This window comes from Massilia sp. WG5 (assembly GCF_001412595.2).
Taxonomy (GTDB): Bacteria; Pseudomonadota; Gammaproteobacteria; order Burkholderiales; family Burkholderiaceae_D; genus Telluria.
Genome location: NZ_CP012640.2, coordinates 4,402,372 through 4,424,728, shown reverse-complemented (window position 1 = coordinate 4,424,728; position 22,357 = coordinate 4,402,372). Strand labels below are relative to the sequence as shown.

At 65.5% G+C, this 22,357-nt stretch carries 25 protein-coding genes; 9 read left to right on the top strand and 16 right to left on the bottom strand.

Features of this window, described 5'->3' with window-relative positions; translation table 11 throughout:
- Nucleotides 1-2: 2 nt before the first annotated feature.
- Nucleotides 3-968, bottom strand: a complete 966-nt coding sequence (locus AM586_RS19770; protein WP_052233503.1) for a polyprenyl synthetase family protein — start codon at nucleotides 966-968, stop codon at nucleotides 3-5.
- A 177-nt stretch (nucleotides 969-1,145) separates the two neighbouring features.
- Here AM586_RS19770 and AM586_RS19765 point away from each other — a divergent pair, with 177 nt between their 5' ends.
- The 3 genes from AM586_RS19765 (at nucleotide 1,146) to AM586_RS19755 (ending at nucleotide 4,529) form a co-directional block, all read left to right on the top strand.
- Nucleotides 1,146-1,532 (top strand): hypothetical protein, encoded by a 387-nt coding sequence (locus tag AM586_RS19765; protein WP_052233504.1) that lies wholly within the window; start codon nucleotides 1,146-1,148, stop codon nucleotides 1,530-1,532.
- Nucleotides 1,529-3,298 carry a gamma-glutamyltransferase gene (ggt, locus tag AM586_RS19760; RefSeq protein WP_052233505.1) on the top strand — a complete coding sequence of 590 codons (1,770 nt, stop codon included), beginning with the start codon at nucleotides 1,529-1,531 and terminating at the stop codon, nucleotides 3,296-3,298. Before AM586_RS19765 ends, ggt begins: the two co-directional genes overlap by 4 nt.
- Before the next feature lie 82 nt (nucleotides 3,299-3,380).
- Entirely contained in the window at nucleotides 3,381-4,529 is a 1,149-nt protein-coding gene (locus AM586_RS19755) for a GGDEF domain-containing protein (RefSeq protein WP_052233506.1), read from the top strand.
- Between the two features lie 229 nt (nucleotides 4,530-4,758).
- Here AM586_RS19755 and AM586_RS19750 read toward each other — a convergent pair whose 3' ends face one another.
- A complete protein-coding gene (locus AM586_RS19750; RefSeq protein ID WP_052233507.1) occupies nucleotides 4,759-5,631 on the bottom strand; it encodes an STAS domain-containing protein in 873 nt (290 codons plus the stop codon).
- A gap of 162 nt (nucleotides 5,632-5,793) precedes the next feature.
- Between AM586_RS19750 and AM586_RS19745 the strand changes: the two genes are divergently transcribed.
- Both AM586_RS19745 and AM586_RS19740 read left to right on the top strand, forming a co-directional pair.
- Nucleotides 5,794-7,161, top strand: coding sequence for a sensor histidine kinase (locus AM586_RS19745; RefSeq protein WP_109370493.1), 1,368 nt, complete (start codon nucleotides 5,794-5,796; stop codon nucleotides 7,159-7,161).
- A gap of 522 nt (nucleotides 7,162-7,683) precedes the next feature.
- On the top strand, nucleotides 7,684-8,274 hold the full coding sequence (locus tag AM586_RS19740; protein ID WP_162600566.1) for an outer membrane beta-barrel protein: 591 nt from the start codon (nucleotides 7,684-7,686) through the stop codon (nucleotides 8,272-8,274).
- 127 nt (nucleotides 8,275-8,401) lie between these two features.
- Here the strand turns inward: AM586_RS19740 and AM586_RS19735 are convergent, their stop codons facing one another.
- The 4 genes from AM586_RS19735 to AM586_RS19720 form a co-directional block, all read right to left on the bottom strand.
- Nucleotides 8,402-8,986 carry a TerD family protein gene (locus tag AM586_RS19735; protein ID WP_052233510.1) on the bottom strand — a complete coding sequence of 195 codons (585 nt, stop codon included), beginning with the start codon at nucleotides 8,984-8,986 and terminating at the stop codon, nucleotides 8,402-8,404.
- A gap of 32 nt (nucleotides 8,987-9,018) precedes the next feature.
- On the bottom strand, nucleotides 9,019-9,717 hold the full coding sequence (locus AM586_RS19730) for a TIGR00266 family protein (RefSeq protein ID WP_052233511.1): 699 nt from the start codon (nucleotides 9,715-9,717) through the stop codon (nucleotides 9,019-9,021).
- 74 nt (nucleotides 9,718-9,791) lie between these two features.
- The gene (locus AM586_RS19725) at nucleotides 9,792-10,367 is read right to left on the bottom strand and encodes a TerD family protein (protein ID WP_052233512.1); all 576 of its coding nucleotides are present in this window, start codon (nucleotides 10,365-10,367) and stop codon (nucleotides 9,792-9,794) included.
- 111 nt (nucleotides 10,368-10,478) lie between these two features.
- Nucleotides 10,479-11,549, bottom strand: a complete 1,071-nt coding sequence (locus tag AM586_RS19720) for a DUF475 domain-containing protein (RefSeq protein ID WP_052233513.1) — start codon at nucleotides 11,547-11,549, stop codon at nucleotides 10,479-10,481.
- Between the two features lie 124 nt (nucleotides 11,550-11,673).
- On the opposite strand from AM586_RS19720, the gene nhaR reads away from it, so the two are divergent.
- The 3 genes from nhaR to AM586_RS19705 are packed head-to-tail and all read left to right on the top strand — an operon-like array spanning nucleotide 11,674 to nucleotide 15,182.
- Nucleotides 11,674-12,579, top strand: coding sequence for a transcriptional activator NhaR (gene nhaR, locus AM586_RS19715; RefSeq protein WP_052233514.1), 906 nt, complete (start codon nucleotides 11,674-11,676; stop codon nucleotides 12,577-12,579).
- A 55-nt stretch (nucleotides 12,580-12,634) separates the two neighbouring features.
- Nucleotides 12,635-13,996: a hemolysin family protein gene (locus AM586_RS19710; RefSeq protein WP_052233515.1), complete on the top strand. Its 1,362-nt coding sequence runs from the start codon at nucleotides 12,635-12,637 to the stop codon at nucleotides 13,994-13,996.
- A gap of 31 nt (nucleotides 13,997-14,027) precedes the next feature.
- Nucleotides 14,028-15,182, top strand: a complete 1,155-nt coding sequence (locus tag AM586_RS19705) for an acyltransferase (protein ID WP_082439410.1) — start codon at nucleotides 14,028-14,030, stop codon at nucleotides 15,180-15,182.
- A 15-nt stretch (nucleotides 15,183-15,197) separates the two neighbouring features.
- On the opposite strand, the gene AM586_RS19700 is transcribed toward AM586_RS19705, so the two are convergent.
- Genes AM586_RS19700 through AM586_RS19675 form a run of 6 tightly spaced genes read right to left on the bottom strand, consistent with a single transcriptional unit; the run spans nucleotide 15,198 to nucleotide 20,265 of the window.
- Nucleotides 15,198-16,256, bottom strand: coding sequence for an AI-2E family transporter (locus tag AM586_RS19700; RefSeq protein WP_052233516.1), 1,059 nt, complete (start codon nucleotides 16,254-16,256; stop codon nucleotides 15,198-15,200).
- Between the two features lie 11 nt (nucleotides 16,257-16,267).
- Complete coding sequence (locus tag AM586_RS19695; protein ID WP_052233517.1) at nucleotides 16,268-16,864, bottom strand: SCO family protein; 597 nt, start codon at nucleotides 16,862-16,864, stop codon at nucleotides 16,268-16,270.
- A gap of 1 nt (nucleotide 16,865) precedes the next feature.
- Complete coding sequence (gene cyoE, locus AM586_RS19690; RefSeq protein ID WP_052233518.1) at nucleotides 16,866-17,771, bottom strand: heme o synthase; 906 nt, start codon at nucleotides 17,769-17,771, stop codon at nucleotides 16,866-16,868.
- Nucleotides 17,768-18,934 carry a heme A synthase gene (locus AM586_RS19685; protein WP_052233519.1) on the bottom strand — a complete coding sequence of 389 codons (1,167 nt, stop codon included), beginning with the start codon at nucleotides 18,932-18,934 and terminating at the stop codon, nucleotides 17,768-17,770. Before AM586_RS19685 ends, cyoE begins: the two co-directional genes overlap by 4 nt.
- Before the next feature lie 10 nt (nucleotides 18,935-18,944).
- The gene (locus tag AM586_RS19680; protein WP_109370588.1) at nucleotides 18,945-19,499 is read right to left on the bottom strand and encodes a redoxin domain-containing protein; all 555 of its coding nucleotides are present in this window, start codon (nucleotides 19,497-19,499) and stop codon (nucleotides 18,945-18,947) included.
- Between the two features lie 46 nt (nucleotides 19,500-19,545).
- Entirely contained in the window at nucleotides 19,546-20,265 is a 720-nt protein-coding gene (locus AM586_RS19675; RefSeq protein ID WP_052233520.1) for an SURF1 family protein, read from the bottom strand.
- Nucleotides 20,266-20,296: 31 nt separating this feature from the next.
- Between AM586_RS19675 and AM586_RS19670 the strand changes: the two genes are divergently transcribed.
- Entirely contained in the window at nucleotides 20,297-20,497 is a 201-nt protein-coding gene (locus AM586_RS19670) for a twin transmembrane helix small protein (RefSeq protein ID WP_052233521.1), read from the top strand.
- A gap of 62 nt (nucleotides 20,498-20,559) precedes the next feature.
- Here the strand turns inward: AM586_RS19670 and AM586_RS19665 are convergent, their stop codons facing one another.
- Genes AM586_RS19665 through AM586_RS28280 form a run of 4 tightly spaced genes read right to left on the bottom strand, consistent with a single transcriptional unit; the run spans nucleotide 20,560 to nucleotide 22,354 of the window.
- Nucleotides 20,560-21,417: a cytochrome c oxidase subunit 3 gene (locus tag AM586_RS19665; RefSeq protein ID WP_052233522.1), complete on the bottom strand. Its 858-nt coding sequence runs from the start codon at nucleotides 21,415-21,417 to the stop codon at nucleotides 20,560-20,562.
- 50 nt (nucleotides 21,418-21,467) lie between these two features.
- A complete protein-coding gene (locus AM586_RS19660) occupies nucleotides 21,468-21,668 on the bottom strand; it encodes a DUF2970 domain-containing protein (protein ID WP_052233523.1) in 201 nt (66 codons plus the stop codon).
- Nucleotides 21,661-22,215: a cytochrome c oxidase assembly protein gene (locus tag AM586_RS19655; protein WP_052233524.1), complete on the bottom strand. Its 555-nt coding sequence runs from the start codon at nucleotides 22,213-22,215 to the stop codon at nucleotides 21,661-21,663. Before AM586_RS19655 ends, AM586_RS19660 begins: the two co-directional genes overlap by 8 nt.
- 1 nt (nucleotide 22,216) lies before the next feature.
- The gene (locus AM586_RS28280) at nucleotides 22,217-22,354 is read right to left on the bottom strand and encodes a hypothetical protein (RefSeq protein WP_156328152.1); all 138 of its coding nucleotides are present in this window, start codon (nucleotides 22,352-22,354) and stop codon (nucleotides 22,217-22,219) included.
- Between the last annotated feature and the right edge of the window lie 3 nt (nucleotides 22,355-22,357).

Sequence of the window (22,357 nt, the reverse complement as noted above, 5' to 3'; positions counted from 1 at the left end):
CGTCAGTGGCGCGCCAGGCCCACCCTGGCGCCGGCGGCCTGGCGGTGCGCGCCGCACCCCGGCCCGAACTGGACGCCCGGATGGGTCCTGGCGAACAGGCCGGCCACGAAGCGCCGCGTATGCCCCCTTGCGCCCAGGGCCGCGCTCAGGTGGCGTTCGGCATCCTCGAGGTGGGCGGCGAGCCGGCGCCGCGCCTCGTCATGGCCGACGGTGTTGATCAGGGTGGCCTTGCCGAGGTCCTTGCCGGTGTCCTTGCCGGTGACCGCGCTGTCGTTGCCGGGACCGTCCTGGAAGTCGTCGCGGAGCTGGAAGGCGTGCCCGGCCGCCAGCGCAAAGGCGCGCAGCGACGCCGCCACGCAGTCGTCGGTCTCGGCGATGATGGCGGCCATGTCGACCGCCACGCCCAGCAGCACGCCGGTCTTCAGTTCGTTGGTGACGGCGATGTCTTCCGCGCTGCGCTGGCCGCCGCGCAGGTCGAGGAACTGGCCCTTGACCAAGCCCTGGTCGCCGATCGTCTCGGACAGCCTGGCCACCAGGCGGGCGCGGATCGCGGCCGGAATCTCGCGCGACGAGGCCAGGATGCCGAAGGCGCGGCTGAGCAGGCCGATCGCGGCCAGGATCGCGACGTCCTCGCCGAACTGCACGTGGATCGTGGGCTTGCCGCGGCGAAGCATGGCGTTGTCCATGCACGGCATGTCGTCGAGGATCAGCGAGGCTGCATGCACCATCTCGACCGCGCAGGCGACGTCGACCAGGGCCGGCGAGTCGCAGCCGAGGTCGCGCGCCACCAGCATCAGCAGCAGCGGCCGCATGCGCTTGCCGGCGCTGAGCGCACCCGCGCGCATGGCCCGCGTCAGGAGGTCGGCCTGGTCCGGGCTCTCCGCCAGGAAGTGGCCGATGCGTTCTTCCAGCTGCCGGCGCAGCAGCTCGAATCCGAGTCCGTCGAACCGCTCTGTCTGTGTCGTCATGCGCGCTCTGCCAGAATTGATGAAATTGAGCTCGATGATACCGGAAGCGTATTAAAAAATAGTCAATTGTGTCCAACCGTGCGCAGCTGGCCGAGACAATTCCGCGACACGACCGCACCCTGCTCTGGCTGGCAACTTTGCTATGATTGGCTTTCCGCAAATAATCGGAAACATGCAATGAAGTGGATCGCCCTGCTTGCCCTGACCGGATTGACCGCCTGCGCCAGTGCGCCGATCAAGGGCGGGACCTATCCGCTGCAGCCGGGCCAGCGCGTTTCCCTGTCCGGCACCACCACCCTTACCTATGACAGCTTCAGCGACAGCCGCTGCCCGGCCAACGCACGCTGCGTCTGGGCCGGACGGCTGAGCTTCCAGTTCGTGCTGAACGGCCCGGAAGGCGCCGAAGAGTTCTCGCTCGGCCCGGACCAGTTGGCCGCCACGCCCAAGGCGCTGCACGGCGCGCGCGTGGCGCTCGACCCGGCCAGCATTCCGCCCGTGCGCAGCGGCGTCAGCACGCGCCCGGGTTACGTCATCCCTGTCACGCTCAACATCTCCAGCCCATGACCATCTCTACCAAAGCACTTGCCGGCGCCCTGATCCTGTCCATCGTCCTCGCGCCGCCGCTGGCGCTGGCCAAGACACCGGTCGCCACCGGCACCGGGGGCGCCGTCGCCACCATCAGCGAAAAGGCGTCCGCCTCGGCCATCGCCATCCTCAACAAGGGCGGCAATGCGATCGACGCCGCCGTCGCCGCCGCCGCAACGCTGGGCGTGACCGACCCGTTCAGCTGCGGCATCGGCGGCGGCGGCTTCATGGTCATCTACCTGGCCAAGGACAAGCGCGTGATCACGATCGACCACCGCGAGACCGCACCCGCCTCGTTCAGCCCGTCCGTGTTCCAGGAAAACGGCAAGCCGATCGACTTCGACACGGCGGTCGCCAGCGGCGCCTCGGTCGGCGTGCCGGGCACGGTGCGCGGCTGGCATGAAGCCCTGCAGCGCTACGGCACCATGTCCTTCAAGCAGGTGCTGGCGCCGGCGATCGAGGTGGCGACGAAGGGCTTCCCGGTCAGTGAAACATTTCATAACTTAACCGCCGAAAATGAAGGTAAATTTCAGCTGTTCGCGAGCACCAGCCAGCTCTACCTGAAGAATGGCAAGGCCGTCCCGACCGGCACGATCCTGAAGAACCCGGACATGGCCAAGGCCTACCGCGAGATCGCCGCGCGCGGCTACAAAGCCTTCTACGAGGGACCGATGGCGCAGGCGATCGTCGGCGCGGTGAACCGTCCGCCGCTGGCGGCCAGGAGCACTGCGGGCGCCCCGATACGGCCGGGCGCGATGTCGATGGCCGACCTGGCCAACTACGAAGCCCGCATCCGCCAGCCGGTGCGCTCGACCTACCGCGGCTACGACGTCTACGGCATGTCCCTGCCCAGCAGCGGCGGCGTCACGGTGGCCGAAGCCCTCAACATCCTCGAAGGCTACGACCTGAAAGCGATGCCGCGCCCGAACGTCGAGCACCTGTACCTGGAAGCCAGCCGCCTGGCCTTCGCCGACCGCAACGCCTACCTGGCCGATCCGGAATACGTCGACGCCCCGATCGACGGCATCCTGTCGAAGCAGTTCGCGGCCCAGCGCCGCTCGCTGATCCGTCCCGACAAGGCCGCCGCCGTGGTGCCGGCCGGCGACGCCTTCCTGTACGAGAACGACCAGAGCTTCCCGCTGCGTCCGCAACAGAAACTGATCCAGGAAGGCACGCACACCACCCACCTGACCGTCTCGGACAAGGAAGGCAACGTCGTCTCCTATACCTTCACCATCGAATCCTGGGGCGGCAGCGGCATCGTGGTGCCGGGCTACGGCTTCCTGCTGAACAACGAGATGACCGACTTCGACTTCACCGGCCCGGCGCCGAACATCCCGGAAGCCGGCAAGCGCCCGCGCAGCAGCATGGCGCCGACCATCGTGCTGAAGGACGGCAAGCCGGCCTTCACCATCGGCAGCCCGGGCGGCGCAACCATCATCACCACCGTGCTGCAGACCATCGTCAATTACCTCGACCTCGGCATGCCGATGGACAAGGCGATCGACGCGCCGCGCCTGTCGCAGCGCAATGCCAAGGAGACCTCGGTGGAGCCGGGCTTCATCGGCACCCAGCAGGCGCGCGGGCTGGAGAACTTCGGCCACAAGTGGGAAACCAGCCCGCCGCCGGAAGAGATCGGGGCCGCGAATGCGCTGGTGTTCAATCCGGACGGCACCGTGACCGCGGTGAGCGAAGGCCACCGCCACGGCATCGGCACGGCGCTGGTGCAAAAGCGCGGGCATTGATGCCGCATGGGTGGGAATGTGTGCATATTTCCTTGGATTAACGTGGGACAATGCTGAACATTCAGCATGCTCAAGCATTCCCATGTCTTTCCCAAGTAGTCGATTCGACGCGCTGACCGGAGAGTTTGCCCTTCGCGCGGATGAAACCGCGTTCCTCCGGGACCGGCAGGCACAAACCCAGCGCCTGCTCGGCTTTACGCTGGTCTTTTGCACGGTGTTCTACGTGGCCTTTTCGGTCACCGACCTCGCCGCGCTCGGATATGGGCAAGCCTTCCTGTCCCTGCTCGGCGCGCGCATGGCGGTGGCCGCCACCGCCGGCGCCTGTGCCTGGCTGGCCTACCGCAGCAGCCTGAGCGTGCGCGCGATGCGGATCGCGGCGTCGGTGTCGGAAGCCGTGGCGCTCGGCTGCTTCATGTTCATCGCCACGCTGCGCCCGGCGGAATTCCACTGGCATGCGATGTCGCTGGCGATCATGCTGATCGTCGTCTATCTCTACATCCCGAACAGCTTCCGCAACGCGCTGCTGCTGGCCTTCGCCTCGACCGTGGGACTGCTGGCGCTCGCCCTGTTCCTGACCCGCATGACGCCCGCCGACATCGTGACGATGAGCATGCTGCTGACGCTGGCGAACGCCTTCGGCGCGCTGGCGGCGCGGCGCTTCAACCGCGCCTCGCGCGAGGAATACCGGGCGCAGGCGCAGCTCCAGTATGCGGCGGAGCGCGACCACCTGACCGGCTGCTACAACCGGCGCTACCTGGTCGACCAGCTGATGCAGCCGCAGGCGGGGCCGGCGCCGCGCCACGGCCGCAGCCTGACGGTCGTGCTGTGCGACATCGACAACTTCAAGCGCATCAACGATACCTACGGCCATGCCGACGGCGACGAAGTGATCCGCAGCTTTGCCAGGCTGCTCGACAGCATGACGCGCAAGGGCACCGACAGCGTGGTCCGCTATGGCGGCGAGGAGTTCCTGGCGATCCTGCCCGATACCGGCCTCGAAGGCGGCATCCATTTTGCCGAACGGCTGCGCACCCGCTTCGCCGCGACCGCCAGCCGGTCCGCCGACGGCAGCAACACGGTCTGCACGACGGCCAGCTTCGGCGTCGCCTCCGCCGAGCTGGGCGACGGCAGCAGCCACACGCTGGACGAGCTGATCTCGGCGGCGGACAAGCTCATGTACGAGGCAAAACGGGGCGGACGGGATTGCGTGCGCTCGATGCAGCTGGCTTGAGCGGCGCTGGGGACAAAAAACAAATAGCCGAGAGCGTTTCACAAAGCTTGCTTGGCATGGTTGCACGCGACGCCGACTGTTTCCGCTTCCCCTCATTAGTCCGATGTGCGTCAAAAATGAACCGACGCACTGTGTCTGGTGCGTTGCGCAAGCCTGCATGAACGGCGTCCCCATGAAGGCCGCGTCTTTGCACCGCCTGTCCGGCGCCCCCCGGCGGTTCAGGGGTGGTTCAGAAGCGCGCGTGCGCGCCGGTGCGCTCGAGCGCCACCACGAAGGCATCGGCCAACGTCGCCTTGGTCGTCACGTTCTGCAGGTCGACGCCGAGGTGGACGATGGTCTGGGCGATCTGCGGACGGATGCCGCTGATGATGCAATCCGCGCCCATCAGGCGCGCGGCCGCGATCGTCTTCATCAAATGCTGGGCGACGAGCGTGTCGACGGTCGGTACGCCCGTGATGTCGATGATGGCGATCGTCGCGCCGGTCGACACGATTTTTTCCAGGATGCTTTCCATGACGACCTGGGCGCGCATGCTGTCGAGCGTGCCGATCAGCGGCAAGGCCAGCACGCCTTTCCACAGGCTGATGACCGGGGTCGACAGCTCCAGCAATTCAAGCTGCTGGCGCGCGACGATCTGGTCACGGCCGCGCTGGAACAGCTCGACTGTGTACAAGCCTAGGGCATCCAGCACCGTACCGAGCGTCCATACGGCGCTGGCCAGGACGGTCGGCTGCCCGGCCAGGCTGTCGCGCAGCAGGGCGAAGATCGGCTGCTTGATCGAAAAGATGAAGGTCGCCGTGTCGCTGGCCGTCGAGCCCGCCTTGGCGCGCGTGGACGAGATCTCTTCCAGCACCTTGCGCATGTCGTTCCAGGCGCGGCTTTCGATGTTCGCAGTGGGATCGTCGCGCATCGCTTTCACGAAGGCCGTCATGAAATCCGCGCACTGGCTGCGTTGCGTCTCCTTCTTGACCTTGCGGTTGGCCAGCGTGTGGATGTCGAGATGTGCTTCCCATTGGGCCTGGATGGCATCGCGCTGCGCCTCGAGGAAGCTGGCGACATTGGGAAGGCAGGAGGTCGTGGTAGGGGGCGTGGCGGCGGTCATCGTTGCTCCGTGGAGGTCCAGCGGCGTACTTCATCAACCGACCGAGCGGGCATCGGGTCTCGTGGGTATAACCGATCGACTATAACACCTTTACCCGTGCATACCCACTAGTGTGCAAAACGATTCCAACACTGGCGAGCTTTCCTGGCGGATAATGCCGGGATGCGACACACGCCATCCGAAGCCATGCTGGAGAACCATGCCCCACTGCACCTCTTGTTGACGGTGGCCATCCGCAGCGAGATCGACGTCATCGCGTCGCGCCTGCGTGCGCGCCAGATTACCGCCTTGTGCGGCTTCGGCAACCACGAGCAGACCCGCATCGCGACGGCCGTCTCGGAACTGGCCCGCAACGCCTGCATCCACACATCCCGCGGCAGCGTGCGCTTCTTCATCGGCGAGCTCGACGGGCGTCAGGCCTTGGTGGTGGCGGTCGACGACCAGGGCCGGGGCAGCCCGAAAGACGACGGGCACCGGCGCGGCGACGAGCGTATCCTGGCCGTGCACCGCTTGATGGACAGTTGCGAGATCGGGATCGGGGCAGCGGGTACGCAGATCGTCGTGGCCCAGGCTTTTCCAGCCCAGGGGATGGAACTCGATCTCGGCGCGATCGACATGGCCATGGCCCAACTTGCCGGGCTGCCGAACGCGGTTGCGCTGTCCGATGCCCACCACCACAACAAAGAACTGAGCGATGCGCTGGCGGCGCTGCAGGCGAAACAGGATGAATTGCTGGCGGTGACGGCCCGCCTGGAATACACCAACGAGGAAGTCAAGGCGCTGAACGTGCGCCTGAACGAAAAGGCCAGCGCGCTGGTCTCGGCCGACCGGCGCAAGGACGAATTCCTGTCCATCCTCAGCCACGAACTGCGCGGGCCCCTGTCGGCGGTGGCGATGGCGGCCCAGCTGCTGGAAAAGGGCAACGATTACGGCGGCGCCCAGGGCAGCCAGGGCGTCAAGCTGGGCCAGCTGATCACGCGCCAGAGCGGGCACATGAGCCGACTGGTCGAGGACTTGCTCGACGTCTCGCGCGTCAGCCGCGGCCTGGTGTCGCTCACCCGCACCGCGATCGACATGCGGGACGTTGTCGGCGCGGCTGTCGAGCAGCACGCGCCGGCGGCAAGCGCGAAGGGCCACGCCGTTGCGCAGCATGTGCCGTGCACACCATGCACCGTCGATGGCGACCGTACCCGGCTCATCCAGATCGTCGCGAACCTGCTGGGCAATGCGATCCGCTACACGCCGGACGGCGGCCGCATCGACCTCACCGTGCGCACGGACGCGGACTGGCTGCTGGTGCGGGTGGCCGACAACGGCATCGGCATCGCGCCCGGTGCGATGGCACACCTGTTCGACCTGTACACCCAGGCGGAGCGTTCGTCGGATGCGCGCAATAGCGGCCTGGGCCTCGGGCTCGCGCTCGTCAAAAGCCTCGTCGAGGCGCATGGCGGCAGCGTGGAAGGCCGCAGCGCCGGCGCCGGCCTGGGCAGCACGTTTGACGTGCGCCTGAAGCTGTCCGCTCCGTCCTGATCCACGCCGGCGCCTCGATCCGCGGGCAGCGCTTTGTTCTCGTCCGGCCGGCGGAGCGCGCAAACCGCCAGGCAAACTGCATGCCGATCGAGCATCGGCCTCGAAAGCACATCGGGCTGATCGCGATCCCGAGCCCGCCCCGATAACACATCGTTATCGCTAAACACCCTCCGAACAGCTTTCAGGGCGCCCTACGCCCTTCGCCCCTGCCCCTTCCACGCCACGGCTGAGATAACCGGCCCGGAATACCGATAACCATCGGCTATAAATAATTCTTGCCTCGCCATCTTCCGTTTCCTGCGGCCGGTCTGCTACCAGGACATGCCGGACGAACTGCTGCCGCCGGCGCTGCAGAGCGACAATCCGCTGGGGCTGCTGCGCCGGGTCGACGGAAAGCTGGCGCCGATGAAGTGAAGCTGTAAGGATGACACAACACGGCCGTCGCCACTTTGATCGCGGCGCTGGGCGCCAAGGATGGCGTCTTCATACTCGTGCAATCTCCATGACACCCGAGGGGGTCGCATGAACAAGCGCATACTTGCCCTCATGGCGCCGCTGCTGGCCCAGTTCACGCTGCAGGGCGCCCGGGCCCAGGGCGTCGAACCGGCCCCGCAGCCGGTGCGCCTGCTGTTCGGGATAGGCCTGAGCGGCGGCGGCGACAGGCTGGCCAGCGGCCAATATGAAGACGGCCGCGCGGTGGACATCCATGCCGGCGGCTTCGTCTACCTCACCGCCGGCATGGACTACCACATCATCCCCGAGTTCTCGCTGCAAGGCACGATCAACTACCACGTCGACGACGCCAGCGCCTGGAACGGCGACCTGCGCTTCGAGCGCTTTCCGATCGAGCTGATCGCTTATTACCAGCCGAACCCGGTCTTCCGCGTGGGCGGCGGCGCACGCTACACGGTCAGCCCGAAGCTGAGCAGCAACGGCAAGGCCCCCGAGGCGAACGCCAGCTTCGCCAACACCACGAGCGCCGTGGTGGAAGCGGAATACTTCGCGGATCCGAACACCGGCATCAAGCTGCGCTACGTGCACGAAAGCTTCAAGGCGCGCGGCAGGGAGATCGACGGCAGCCACGTGGGGATTTCCGCGAACTTTTATTTCTGACAGGGTGAGGTCGAAAAAAAGCGGCTCCCGAAGGAGCCGCAAAAGAGCCCGGACGCCAAGCCGCCCGGGCCGGGAACGCGTGGACGGAGACGGTGTCCGCGCGGGAACTGCTAAAGACGGTGTGCGATTACAGGTGAGGCGTAATCAGGGGCATCAGGTCGTCGAAGGTGCGGCCGGTGCCGTTCTCGCCGATCGCGTGCATCTTCCATTCGCCGTTATGACGGTACAGCTTGGCCATGATCTGGGCCGTGTGCGAGCCCTGCACCGACAGGTCGTAGCGCGCGATCTCCTTGCCGTTGTTGGTGTCGAAGATGCGGCAGAAGGCGTTCTGCACGGTCGAGAAGTTCTGGCCGGTGAAACTGTTCACGGTGAACACCAGCGACCTTACCTGGGGCGGCACGGTGCGCAGGTCGACGACGATCTGCTCATCGTCGCCGTCGCCGGCGCCGGTGCGGTTGTCGCCGGTGTGCACGATGCTGCCGTCGCGGCTCTTGAGCTGGCGGAACCAGACCACATCGACCGGGTGGTTGGATTCGTCGAACATCACGACCGAGGCGTCGAGGTCGATGCTCTCGCTCTTGCCGCCGCCGAAGCCGAAGAAGCCCTTGGATTTGGCGACGTCCCAGCCCAGGCCCATCGTGACGCGCGACAGCGCGCCGCCGGCTTCCTTCTCGAGCGAGATCTTCTGACCTTTTTGCAGGTTGACTGCCATGATGAAAACTCCTTGTTGTTAAGTTGGTTCGCTCAGCGCGCCGGCGTCTGCATCCAGGCCTTGAAGGCGGCGCGGTTGCGCGAACAGACGTAAATCTTGCCGCGACCGGAGAAGCGCAGGACGATGCCCTCGCCGCTGGTCTGGCTGTTGATCAGGTTGCCCAGGAAGCCGCTGCTGGTGCCGGTCGTGACCGAGACTTCGTAGCGCAGGGTCGAATCCCAGGCCACGACGTGCGAGTTGTCGATGATCGCGTCCTTGCCCGGTTCGACGTCCAGCATGCTCATCGAGCCGAAGCCCGACACCACCACCTGGCCGCTGCCCGTCGTTTCCGTGACGAAAAAGCCGCCGCTCTGCGCGAACAGGGCGTTGCCCAGGCTCTGGGTGCGCACCTTCAGGTCGACGCCGGAACTGGCCGCGACGAAAGCGCCGTCGCTGATGATGTAGTGGCTGCCCGGGCCGCAGTCGATCACCTGCATCGCGCCCGGCAGGGTCGGCGACAGCAGGCAGTCGCCGTCGCCGCGGCTGGCCTCGATGTGCTGCTGGAAGAAGGACTCGCCGTTGGCGAAGGTGCGCATCAGCGCCGCCCCCAGGCCACCTTTCATCTTGCCCTTCAGGTCGAGCGTCGATTCCATCATCACCATCGCGTCGGACTCGCAGTAGATGGTTTCGCCCTGGCGCATGGCCACGTGCAGGAAAGGATCGACGTCACCAGTCACGGTAAATTTTGGCATTTGCTTGGCTTCCTCTTGTCAGGGGTGGTGACCGCCCCGCCCGCGGACTCGGGAGGGGCGGCGATGCTGCGTGCTTAGACGGCCACGCCGTAGTTCTTGGCGAGGGGGCCGAGACCGCCGTTGAAGCCCTGGCCCACCGCGCGGAACTTCCAGTCCGTGCCGTTACGATACACCTCGCCGAAGACCATGGCCGATTCGGTCGAACCGTCTTCGGACAGGTCGTAGCGGGCGATTTCGCTGTTGTTGGCGGCGTTCACGCAGCGGATGAAGGCCTTGCCGACCATGCCGAAGTTCTGGCGGCGCGCTTCGCCGTCGTGGATGGTCACGGCGAGCACCACGCGGTCGACGTCGGCCGGCACCTTCGACAGGTCGATCGAGACGGATTCGTCGTCGCCTTCGCCTTCGCCGGTGCGGTTGTCGCCCGAGTGGACGATCGAGCCATCAGCCGATTTCAGGTTGTTGTAGAAGATGAAGTCGGCATCCGAGCGCACCTTGCCCGACTGGTTCAGCAGGAACACGACGCCGTCCAGGTCGAACGCGGCGCCATCGGTGGCGCGTACGTCCCAGCCCAGGCCGACCTTCATGTTGACCAGGCCCGGGGCTTCTTTCGACAGGTTGACGTTGCCGCCTTTTTGCAGACTGATTGCCATGTTGACTCTCCTTTGTTTTGGTTGAACACCTTCTTGCTACATGCCGCGAACTGGTGTTCTGCCGTTCGCAGCAGGTTCCTTGCGGTGGGCACCCCGTGCCCACCATCCCGTTTATTCGACGTGCGCCAGTTCTTTCTTGTCCAGCCCCATCGCTTCCATACGCTTGCGGTAGCGGAGCGAGGACCACAGCGAGGCGCCGATGAAGGCCACGCCAGCCAGGCCGGTCACCAGTTCGGGCACATGGAACTTCATGCTTGCCAGCATGATCAGCGCCAGGATGCCGATCGCGTAGTGAGCGCCGTGCTCCAGGTAGACGAACTCGTCGAGCGTGCCCTTGTCCACCAGGTAGACCGTCAGCGAACGCACGAACATTGCGCCGATCGCCAGGCCCAGCATGATGATCACGACGTCGTTGGTGATCGCGAAGGCGCCGATCACGCCGTCGAAGCTGAACGACGCATCCAGCACTTCCAGGTACAGGAAGCCGCCGATACCGCCGCGCTTGACCATGTCGCCGACCTCGCCGCCGCCCTCTTCCGACTTCTCGAGCATGTTCGACAGCACGTCGACGCCGACGTAAATCAGGATGCCCCACAGGCCGGACATCAGCACCACCATCTTCTGGCCTTCCGCCACCAGCGACAGGCTGGCCATCAGGGCGCCGATCGCGATCATCACCGAGATCGAGGACACCTTGCCCAGCGAACCCAGCTTCTCTTCGAAGTGGCCCAGCCAGTGGTGTTCCTTCTCGTCGTCGAACAGGAAGTTCAGGAACACCAGCAGCAGGAACATGCCGCCGAAGGCCGCCACCTCGGCGTGGTGGTTGGTCAGGTGCATCGAGTACTCTTTCGGGTTCTCCAGCGCCATCTTCCAGACGTCGCCCATGCCGAGGTCGGCCGCCACCGCGACGATTACCAGCGGGAACAGCAAGCGCATGCCGAACACGGCGACGATGATGCCGACGCCCAGGAACAGCTTTTTCCAGAACGCGTCCCAGGTCTTCAGGACCGAGGCGTTGACCACCGCGTTATCGAAGGACAGCGAGACTTCCATCACGGCCAGGATCGCGGCGACGCCGATTGCGGTCAGCGCGCCGGCAGGCCCGCCGTGCGTATAGCCCCACCAGCCCGACGCCGCCAGGCAAAGTGCGGTGACAAGAAATGACACCCTGAAATGCTTCATCTTGGATTCCTCTTTGTTCTTGTTTCGTTGATGACAGCACGCAGTGTAGAGGGGTGACGGGAAAGGAAAAAGCGAAGATAATGAGAGAATTACTTCGAAAAAACTTGAGTTAACGGTCCCGACGATGAAAAACGACCTGAATTTCCGCCACCTCTACTACTTCTGGGTGGTCGCCAAGGAAGGCGGCATCACGCGCGCTGCCGAGCGCCTGAGCCTGGCGGTACAGACCGTCAGTTCGCAGCTGACCCAGCTCGAGCAGTCGCTCGGCAAGACCCTGTTCTCGCAGCAGGGCCGGCGCCTGGTGCTGACCGAGGCCGGGCGGGTCGCGATGAACTATGCGGACCAGATCTTCCTGCTGGGCCTGCAGATGCAGGAAGCGGTGAGCGAGGCCGACAGTGGACGGATCCGGCTGTCGGTCGGCATCTCCGACTCGCTGCCGAAGCTGTCCGCCTACCGCATGCTGGAAGCGGCGATGGGGATCGACAAGCAGGTGCGCCTGGTCTGTTACGAAGACAATTTCGAGGCCCTGCTGGCCGACCTCGCCCTGCACAAGCTGGATGTGGTGCTGACCGACCGCGAAGTGCAGCCGGGCAGCGCGCTGAAGGTATTCAGTCACCAGTTATTCGAAAGCGAGATGCTGGTGGTGGGCGCGCCGAACCTGGTGGACAGGTACGGAAAAGATTTCCCGAAGAATCTGAACGGCGCGCCCTTCCTGCTGCCGACGCGTAATAATGCCCTGCGCGGCAAGATCGACGAATGGTTCGTGCAGGTCGGCGCCAGGCCCGACGTGGTCGGCGAGTTCGAAGACAACGCCCTGCTCAACACCTTCGGACGGCGCGGTCTCGGCCTGTTTTTCGCGCCGGCCGCGCTGGCGTCCGAGATCGCGGAACAGTTCGGCGCGCTCGAGGTCGGTGCGGTGCCGAGCGTGCGCGAGCAGTTCTACGTGATCTCGAACGAACGCAAGATCAAGCACCCGGCGGTCGAGGCCATCCTTGGGGCTGTGCAAAAAGAAATCTCCACCGCCGCCTGAGCTTGCGGCAGGCTGTACAATGCATCGGCTTGCTTGTTGATTAACTTACATCTGTATGGAAAACATTCTATTGGTCGTTCTGGCGCTGTTGCTGGTGGTGCTGAACGGCTTTTTCGTGGCGGCCGAGTTCGGCATCGTCACGCTGCGCAAGACCCGCGTGCGCGCGATCGCGAAAAGCGGCGGCCTGCAGGGCCGCATCCTCTACAAGGTCCATAGCCAGCTCGACGCCTACCTGTCGGCCTGCCAGCTCGGCATCACCCTGGCCTCGCTGGGCCTGGGCTGGGTCGGCGAACCCGCCTTTGCCCGCCTGCTCGAACCGGCCTTCGCCTTCGCCGGCGTGACCAGCCCGCAGGTGATCCACGGCGTCTCCTTCGTGATCGCCTTCGGCGTGATCTCCTTCCTGCACATCGTGGTTGGCGAACTGGCGCCGAAGTCGCTGGCGATCCGTATCCCGGAAGCGGTCGGCCTGTGGAGCGCGCTGCCGCTGTATGGCTTCTACTGGGCGATGTACCCGGCGATCTGGCTGCTGAACGCCAGCGCCAACCTGGTGCTGCGCGTTGCCGGCCTGTCCGGCGCCGGCGGCCACGAGACGCATTACTCGAACGAAGAACTGAAGCTGATCCTGCGCACCAACACCAGCACCACCGGTGAAAAAGGCGAAAAGGAAAGGTTCACCCACGACGAACGCCATATCCTGGCGCAGTCGCTGGAATTCGGCGAGCACTCGGTGGCCGACCTGATGCGCCCGATTAACGAGGTGAGCGCGCTGTACGCCAGCCGCTCGCTCGAGCAGAACCTCGACACGATGCGCCGCAACCGCTTCTCGCGCTATCCGTATTTCGACGCGGAAGGCGAGGAAGTGCTGGGCGTGATCCACCTGAAGGACCTGTTCTTCGCCCAGCAGGCCGGCAAGAACGTGACCGACCTGACCGAATTCCTGCGCCCGGTCGAGACGATCTCGGCGCGCACCCCGGCGATCGAACTGTTCCGCCGCTTCCGCACCGGCGCCCCGCACTTCGCCCTGATCGGCGAAAAGGGCAAGCGCCCGGTCGGCTTCATCACCCTCGACAACCTGCTCGGCGCCATCGTCGGCGAGATCCGCGACGAGTTCCGCCTCAACGAGAACGACTGGATCCGCCAGGCCGACGGCACCTTCATCGGCAAGGCCAGCCTGCCGATCGTCTCGCTCGAGCGCGTGCTCGGCATCGACATCGACAACGAAGCCATGGGCCTGGACGAGGTGGAATCGGTGGGCGGCCTGCTGATGGCCAAGCTGGGCGATATTCCCAAGCAGGGCCAGCGCATCGAATTCCCGCGCTTCGACGTGGTGGTCAAGAAGACCAACGGCCCGCGCATCCTGCTGGTGAAGGTCATTCCGCGCCTGGAACGGGGCGCCGACGAGGACGAACTGGACTGAAATCGACGGATCGTCGCTCGCTCAAGGCCGCATGAACCCTACTGTCACCACCGCCCGCCTTGCCGGGCTGGACACCCTGCGCGCGCTCGCCATCGCGCTGGTCCTGATGTCCCACTACAACGGCTTCGTCGCCCAGGGCTCCCTCTTCGGCTTCATCGGCGAGGTCGGCTGGGCCGGCGTCGACCTGTTCTTCGTCCTGAGCGGCTACCTGATCGGCAACCAGTTGCTGGCGCCGGCGGCGCGCGGCGAACGCCTGTCATTGAAGACCTTCTTTGCGCGCCGGCTGCTGCGCACCCTGCCGAACTACTACGTGGTGCTGGCCGTCTACCTGCTGCTGCCGCACAGCGCGATCTGGGGCAAGACCATGGCGCCGGCCTGGCGTTATCTCACGTTCACCCAGAACGTCGGGCTACGCTACGGCGAAACCTTCACGCATTCGTGGTCGCTGTGCATCGAAGAGCAGTTCTACCTGGTGCTGCCGCTGGCGGTGCTGGCGCTGGCGGGCAGGCGGCGTTCATCGCGCCTGCTGTGGTGCGCGATCGGCGCGGGCATCGCGGCCGGCATGACTGCACGCGGCCTGGCCTTCATGCATGGCCAGGAAGCCTTCGCGGCGCCGGTGTACTACGCGACCTGGGCCCGTTTCGACGAGCTGCTGCCGGGCGTCGCCATCGCCCTGGTCAAGAATTTCCATCCTGCCCTGTTCGACCGCATCTTGAAACACGGGAATGCCCTGCTGGCGGCCGGCATCGGCATGGCGGCGGCGGTGCTGTACGGCGTGCGTTACGACCTGCCGACCCCGTTCATGAGCTCCAGCTTCGGCTTCTCGCTGACCGCCATCAGCTTCGCCCTGCTCACCTGCGCGGCGCTCAGCCCGCGTTCGCTGCTCAACCGCCTGCGCCTTCCCGGCGCCCCCAGCCTGGCGCTGTGGTCCTATGCGGTCTACCTGGTGCACAAGCCGGTGTTCATGGCGCTGCGGCCCGAGCTGGAAAAGAGGAGCATCGATCCGTCCGCGCCGCTGACCATCGTGGCGGTGATGGCGGCCGGCATCCTGGGCGGCTGGCTGCTGCACCGGCTGGTGGAGACGCCGTTCATGCGCCTGCGGGCGCGCTGCTTCCCGGCGGACGAGCAGAGGATGCCCGCCTCGCCTCTGCCAGCCGGCGCCGCGATCCGGGAGGGAAGCCGGTAGCGGCAAGGATGTCGGCTACTCCTCCCGCTCCACGATCGGATTCTTCGTCTGCGTCCACCCGCTCATCAGCGAGTAGCCCACCGCCAGCAGGGTCGGTCCAATGAACAGGCCGACGAAGCCGAAGGCGATCACGCCGCCCAGCACGCCGAGTAAGGTCAGCAGGAACGGCAGGCTGGAGCCGCGGCTGATCAGCATCGGCCGCACCACGTTGTCGACGCCGCTGATCGCAAAAAATCCCCACACCAGCATGAAGATGCCCCAGCCGGTGCTGCCCTGGGCGAACAGCCAGAGCGCCGCGCCGCCCCAGATCAGGGGCGGCCCCACCAGGACCAGCGAGGAGACGAAGACCAGGGCCGACAGCAGCAGCACCGCCGGCATCCCCGCGATGGCAAAGCCGATCGCCGCCACCAGGGACTGGGCCAGCGCCGTGCCCAGCAGGCCGTACATGACGCCGCGCACGGTCTGGACGACGGTGTCGGTGATCGGCTCGGCCTGCTCGCTCATGACCCGTTTCACGGCGGCCGCGATCACGGCATGCAGGGTTTCGCCGTCGCGATAGAAGAAGAAGCTGACGAAGGCCGCCAGCGCCATCTGCACGACGCCGGTGCCGAGCACGAGGCCGCCGGCCACCAGGTAGTGCCGGGCCGGCTCGGCCATGCGGCGCGCGACTTCCATCATGCGGTCGCGGCTGCCCAGTATTTCACGCAGGTAGAGGTCGATCTGCTCGCCGAGCAGCGGGATCGAGCGCACCCAGGGCGGCGTCTCCAGGTCGCCGGCGCTGAGCCTGCGCAGCGCCTCGAGGGCGGCGGCGGCGTTGTCGGCCAGGTTCCAGGCGACCAGCGCCAGCGGGATCACGATCAGCAGGGTCAGCGTGAGCGTCATGGTCAGCGCCGCCAGCGTGCGCCGTCCGCGCATGCGCTGGCGCAGCCGCAGGTACAGGGGCCAGGACGAGATGACGACGGCGGCCGCGAACAGGATCGCGGCCAGGAAGGGCAGCAGGACGTAGAGGCAGCCGAGCGTGAGGAGGATGACGGCGGCGGCGCGGGTGGTGTTCCTGCCTGGCCGCCGGTCCATGGTCTGGCGCCTTAGCTCAGCAGCTGGCGGACGTCGTGGACGATCGAATCGGCGCCGACGCCGTGGCGGATGAACAGGCGGACCCTGCCCTCCTTGTCGAACACGAAGCTGCCGGCCATGTGGTCGATGGTGTAGCTGCCCGGCGCCGATCCCGGCACCTTCGAGTAGAACACCTTGAAGTCCTTGGCGGTCTTCGCGGTCTGCTCCGGCGTGCCGTACAAGCCGACGAAGCGCTTGTCGAAGGCCGGCACATAGCTGGCCAGCAGTTGCGGGGTGTCGCGCTCGGGGTCGAGGGTGATGAACAGCACCTGCACCTGGTCGGCCTGCGGGCCGAGCTTTTGCATCACGCTGGCCATCTCCGCCATCGTGGTCGGGCACACGTCCGGGCACTGGGTGTAGCCGAAGAAGACGATCACGACCTTGCCCTTGTAGTCGGCCAGGGTGCGCGGCTTGCCGGTGTGATCCAGCAGGCTGAAGCCCTTGGCGTAATCGAGGCCGGTGACGTCGGTGTTCTGGAAGCTGGCGGCCTGCTTGCCCGGGAGCTTGTCGCATGCCGACAGGGACAGGGCCAATGCAGCGGCGACGAGGACGGGCAGCAGTTTTTTCATGTCAGAAAGTCAGGTATTGCTTCACGTAGTGGTCCACCAGCAGCGCCGCGAACAGCAGCGACAGGTAGACGATGGACCAGGCGAACGCCTTGCGCGCGATCTGGTCGCTGTAGTGCTTGTGGACCAGCCAGCCGTAACGCAGGAACACGGCGTTCAGGCCGATCGCGGCCAGCAGATAGAGCCAGCCGCTCATGCCGACCGCGAACGGCAGCAAGGTGCATGCCGCCAGCGCGACCGAGTACAGCCAGACCTGCAGGCCGGTGTACTGCATGCCGTGGGTGACCGGCAGCATCGGCAGGCCGGAACGCACGTAGTCGTCGCGGCGGTACATCGCCAGCGCCCAGAAGTGCGGCGGGGTCCAGACGAAGATGATCAGCACCAGCAGCCAGGCTTCCATCGGCACGGTGTTGGCGACGGCCGCCCAGCCCAGCGCCGGCGGCATCGCGCCGGACAGGCCGCCGATCACGATGTTCTGCGGCGTGTTCGGCTTCAGCAGGACGGTGTAGATCAGCGCATAGCCGACGAAGGTGACGAAGGTCAGCCACATGGTCAGCGGATTGACCATCGTGTACAGAATGCCCATGCCGGCCCCGCCGAGGATGGCGGAGAAGAACAGGGTCTGCGTGGTCGAGAGTTCGCCCATGGCGGTGGCGCGGCGCGCGGTGCGGGCCATGCGGGCGTCGACTTCGGCCTCGATCAGGCAGTTGACGGCGAAAGCGGCGCCGGCCAGCAGCCAGATGCCGAGCGTGGCCCAGATCAGCACGTGCCAGCCTGGGAAGCCGTCGGTGGCCAGGAACATGCCGATCACGGCGCAGAAGACGGCCAGCTGGGTGACGCGCGGCTTGGTCAGCGCCCAGTACTGCGAGACGCGGCTGGGCGGTTTATGGGTAGCGGTTTGGGTAATCATGAATGGCCCGCAGGAGCCGCTGCCGGATGAGGGCGGGCTTGCGGCTTCGATCCGAGTTGATACTGTACCTTGTAGTTTAGCATGGTCACCAGCAGTACAAGGAGGGCCGCCCCGGCGTTATGCAGGACGGCGATGGCGAGCGGGAAGTTCAGGAAGACGGTGGCGATACCCGTCAGGGCTTGCACAAATAATACTAAAGCCATGTTGCGGGCGGTGCCGTGCAGACCCGGCAGGCGCCATGCGCGCCAGGCCGTCAGGCCCAGCACCAGCACTACGACAAGGGCGAAGTTACGGTGCACCCAATGGATCGCGGTCAAGGCCGAAAACGGCAGGTAATGGCCGGCCGCCGTCTTGCCGAGTTCGCGCCACAAAGTGAAGCCATGTTGGAAGTCCATCTCTGGGACAATTTGTCCTTGGCAGAGTGGAAAGTCGGTGCAGGCAAGCGTCGCATAATTGGTACTGACCCACCCGCCGAGGGCCAGCTGGACCAGCAACACGGCGCCGGCCAGCCAGGCCAGCGGACGCAGGCGGCGCAACGCATTGTCCATTTTCTGGGCGTCCGCGGGGGCCAAGGCCGGCGCCGGATTCAGCAGATTATCCTCGCGCCCGCCAAGCCAGGCGGCCATCGCCAGCAGGGTCATGCCGAACAGCAGGTGCAGGGTGACGATCACCGGCTGCAGCTTCAGGGTCACGGTCCAGGCGCCGAACGCGCCCTGCACGCAGACCCAGATGAACAGGACCGTCGGCAGCCATGGCGAAGCTGCGCGCCCCTTTGTGCGCCGCCATGTCACCCAGGACGCCATCATCAGGCCGATGATCAGGAAACCGATGCCCATCGCCAGGAAGCGGTGGATCATTTCGATCCAGGCTTTCATTTTCGTCACCGGGCCGGTGGGCATCAGGGCTTCGGCGGCGGCGATGTGCGCGTGCGCCAGGAAGGGATTGGCCTCGCCGTAGCAGCCCGGCCAGTCGGGACAGCCGAGGCCGGAATCGGTCAGGCGGGTGAAGCCGCCGAACACGATCAGGTCGAAAGTGAAGAACGCGATCACCCAGGCCAGCTTGCGGTAGCGGTGGGCGCCGGTCGCCATCCAGACCATGGACAGCGGCACGGAAGCGGCCAGGATGCCGGTCAGGGCCAGCAGGATGAGATTCGAAGCTTGCATTTCTTGTTACTCAGCCGACCGAAGAGGCCTTCAGCAGCTTGTAGATGTCCTTGTACACTTTGCGCGGTTCCGGATCCTTCGGGAAGCGCATCATCAAATGGCCCAGCGGGTCGATCATGTAGATATGGTCGGTCACGCTGGTCCCCGGCTCCGCCGGCAGCCAGTTCGCCACGGCCCGGGCATCGGCGCGCAGCATGTGGGTGCCGTCGAATTCGCGGATCACGATGGTGTCGAGCGGTTCGCTGTCGGTGATCAGCCAGACCCGCTCGATGCGCTCCATCTCCTTGCCCTGCATGAGGCGCAGCTGGCGCATCGTGAACAGCTGCTTCTGGCAGGCCTCGCCGCAGGCGCCGGGCGCCGCCATCAGCATCACCCACTTGCCCTTGAACTGCTGGAGTGCCGCCGGCTTGCCGTCCAGGGTGGCGGTCGCCAGCGCCGGGACCGGGTGGGCGCGCTGGTCGATCAGGGTGCCGTAGTTGTTGCGCTTTTCCGGCTTCAGCACATAGAAGGTGAAATACGACGCGATGATCGGCGAGGCGCAGACCAGCAGCACCACCCAGAGCATCCAGCGGCCGCGTTTGCGTTGTTGGGAATCGGCCGGCTTGCTCAGTTTAACGTCGTCCACTTCGAAATCCTGTTATCACAAAAAATAGAAAGGCCATCAAGGCCAGCGCATACCACTGCAGGGCATAACCCTTGTGGCGGTCGATGTCCACGCCGGGCATCGGCCAGTCGCGCAGCAGGCCCTCCGCCGGCGCGGCGGGACCGGTCTGCTCGACCACGAAGGGCAGCAGATCCAGGCCGCTGGCGCGGGCCAGTTCGCCTGGATCGGTGTTCTGCACGATCGCGTTCGGCTTGAGCGGCGCGGGCGTCCCCAGCTGCATCACGCGCGGCATCTGGCGCAGCGCCCTGCCCTCGAGCGTGATGCGGCCGGCGGGTGTGCTGAACGGCGGCAGCCGGTCGTGCTCGGCCGCATTGCGCGGCAGCCAGCCGCGCGCCACCAGCACCAGCTTGTCCGAACCCGCTATTTTAAACGGCATCAGCAGAATGAATCCGGTGCGGCCCTGCTGCGGGCGGTTGTCGAGGAACACGGGCCAGTTGGGGACGAATTCGCCCGTCACAATGACACGATGGAACTCTAGCGTGGCGGGATCGACGGGGCTGCCGTCGAGCGCCAGCGGCGCCGCCGCCATGCCCTGCGCCAGCCTGGCCTGCAGCACCGTCTTTTCGGCCGCGCGCCGGGTCTGCCAGTTGCCGAGCGCGATCCCGAGCAGGACCAGGATGAGTGTGGCAAGAAAAGGGACTGTCCTGAAACGGAAGCGAAGTCGCATACAATAGCCTTATTCCATATCGGGGCCAGCCATGAAGATCGTCGTCGCCGTTGCTTTCGTGCTCATCCTTGGCAGCCTCGCCTCCGCCCTCTTCTTCCTGATGCGCGACAAAGGCCGCAGCAACCGCACCGTGCAGGCGCTGGCGATGCGGGTCGGGCTGTCGATCACGCTGTTCCTGCTGGTGCTGTTTTCGTACAAGATGGGGTGGATCCAGCCGACCGGCTTGCGCTAAAAAATCGGGGACAGGCCCACACCGGCGGGCCGTCCCCGTTTTCGATGCCTGTCGACAGCGGCTTACAGCCAGTACACAACCACGTACAGCCCCAGCCACACCACGTCCACGAAGTGCCAGTACCAGGCCGCGCCTTCGAAGGCGAAGTGGTGTTCCGGCGTAAAGTGGCCCTTCAGCACGCGGTACAGCACCACCGACAGCATGATCGCGCCCATCGTCACGTGGAAGCCGTGGAAGCCGGTCAGCATGAAGAAGGTCGAACCGTAGATGCCCGAGCTCAGCTTCAGGTTCAGCTCGCTGTAGGCGTGGTGGTATTCGTAGGCCTGGAAGCCCATGAAGACCGCGCCCAGCAGGATGGTGCAGAACAGCCAGAAGGCGGTCTTGCTGCGGTGTCCCAGGCGCAGGGCGTGGTGGGCGATGGTCAGCGTCACGCCCGAGGTCAGCAGCAGCGCGGTGTTGATGGTCGGAATCGGGAACGGGCCCATCGTGTTGAAGGACTCGACGGTGCCGGCCGGGCCGGTGTTGCCCCAGTGGCCGGCGAAGTCGGGCCAGATGACCTTGTGGTCGAGGTCCGACAGCCACGGCATCGAGATCGAGCGCGCATAGAACAGCGCACCGAAGAAGGCGCCGAAGAACATCACTTCCGAGAAGATGAACCAGCTCATCGACCAGCGGTAGGAGCTGTCGATGCGGGCGCTGTACTGGCCCGACTCCGACTCGCCGATGGCGTCGCCGAACCAGAAGTACAGGACCACGAGCATGGCCAGGATGCCGGCGATGCACACGCCCGGCCCGAAGGACGCGCCGTTTACCCAGCCGGCTGCGCCGACCATCGTGACGAGCATCGATATGCCCCCAGCCATCGGCCACCGCGAGGGGCCGGGGACGAAATAGTACGGCGCATTTTGTGGCGAACTCATTCTCATCTCCTCAAACGAACTTTTGATTTGTCGAATTCTTGCTCTGCTCTTTATTTCGCTACCGCGATCCGCACCACCAGCAGCAGGATGCCGATGAAGATCGCCACCCCGATCAGCGCCCCGATGATCACGTGGATCGGGTTCAGGTTGGCGGCGTCGTGCTCGTAATCCTTGCGCTTGCGCACCCCGAAGAAGGACCAGAAGACGGCCTTCATGGTCGCGCCGAAACTTGCCTTGCGCGGTTCATTCATTTTTTGCCACCGCTCCGCCGATCTCGAAGAAGGTGTACGACAGCGTGATGTTCTTCACCTCGCGCGGCAGGGCCGGATCGATGAAGAACACCACCGGCATCTGGCGCGCCTCGTGCGGGCCCAGCACCTGCTCCCTGAAGCAGAAGCACTCGACCTTCTTGAAGTGCGGCGTGGCCGACTGCGGCGCATAGCTCGGGATGGCCTGGGCCTTCACGGTACGCCCCTGGGTGTTGACCACCTCGTAGACCACGGTCGCCATCTCGCCGGGATGCACCTCGATGCTGCGCTGGGTCGGACGGAAGCGCCACGGCCCCTGCGAATTGCCGTCCAGCTCGACGGTGATGGTGCGCGTCAGGTCGACCTGGGTGTTGGCGGGACGCGCCACCGTGCCGTCCTTCTGCGTCAGCACGTTGATGCCCAGGACTTCGCACACCTGGCGATAGATCGGCACCAGCGCATAGCCGAAGCCGAACATCACGCAGGCCACCACCACCAGCTTGGCGAAGGTGGTGCGGTTCAGCGCCAGGCGCCCGCTTTTCCCGGCCATGTCAGCCCAGCCACAGCCGTTTGACGAACAGCAGTACGAAGAAGAACAGCGCCAGCCCGCCCACCATCAGGCCGGTACGCCGGTTCTTCCTGCGCATGTCCCGGGCGCGACTTGCGCCTTCATCGGCTTGCTCGGCCATGAT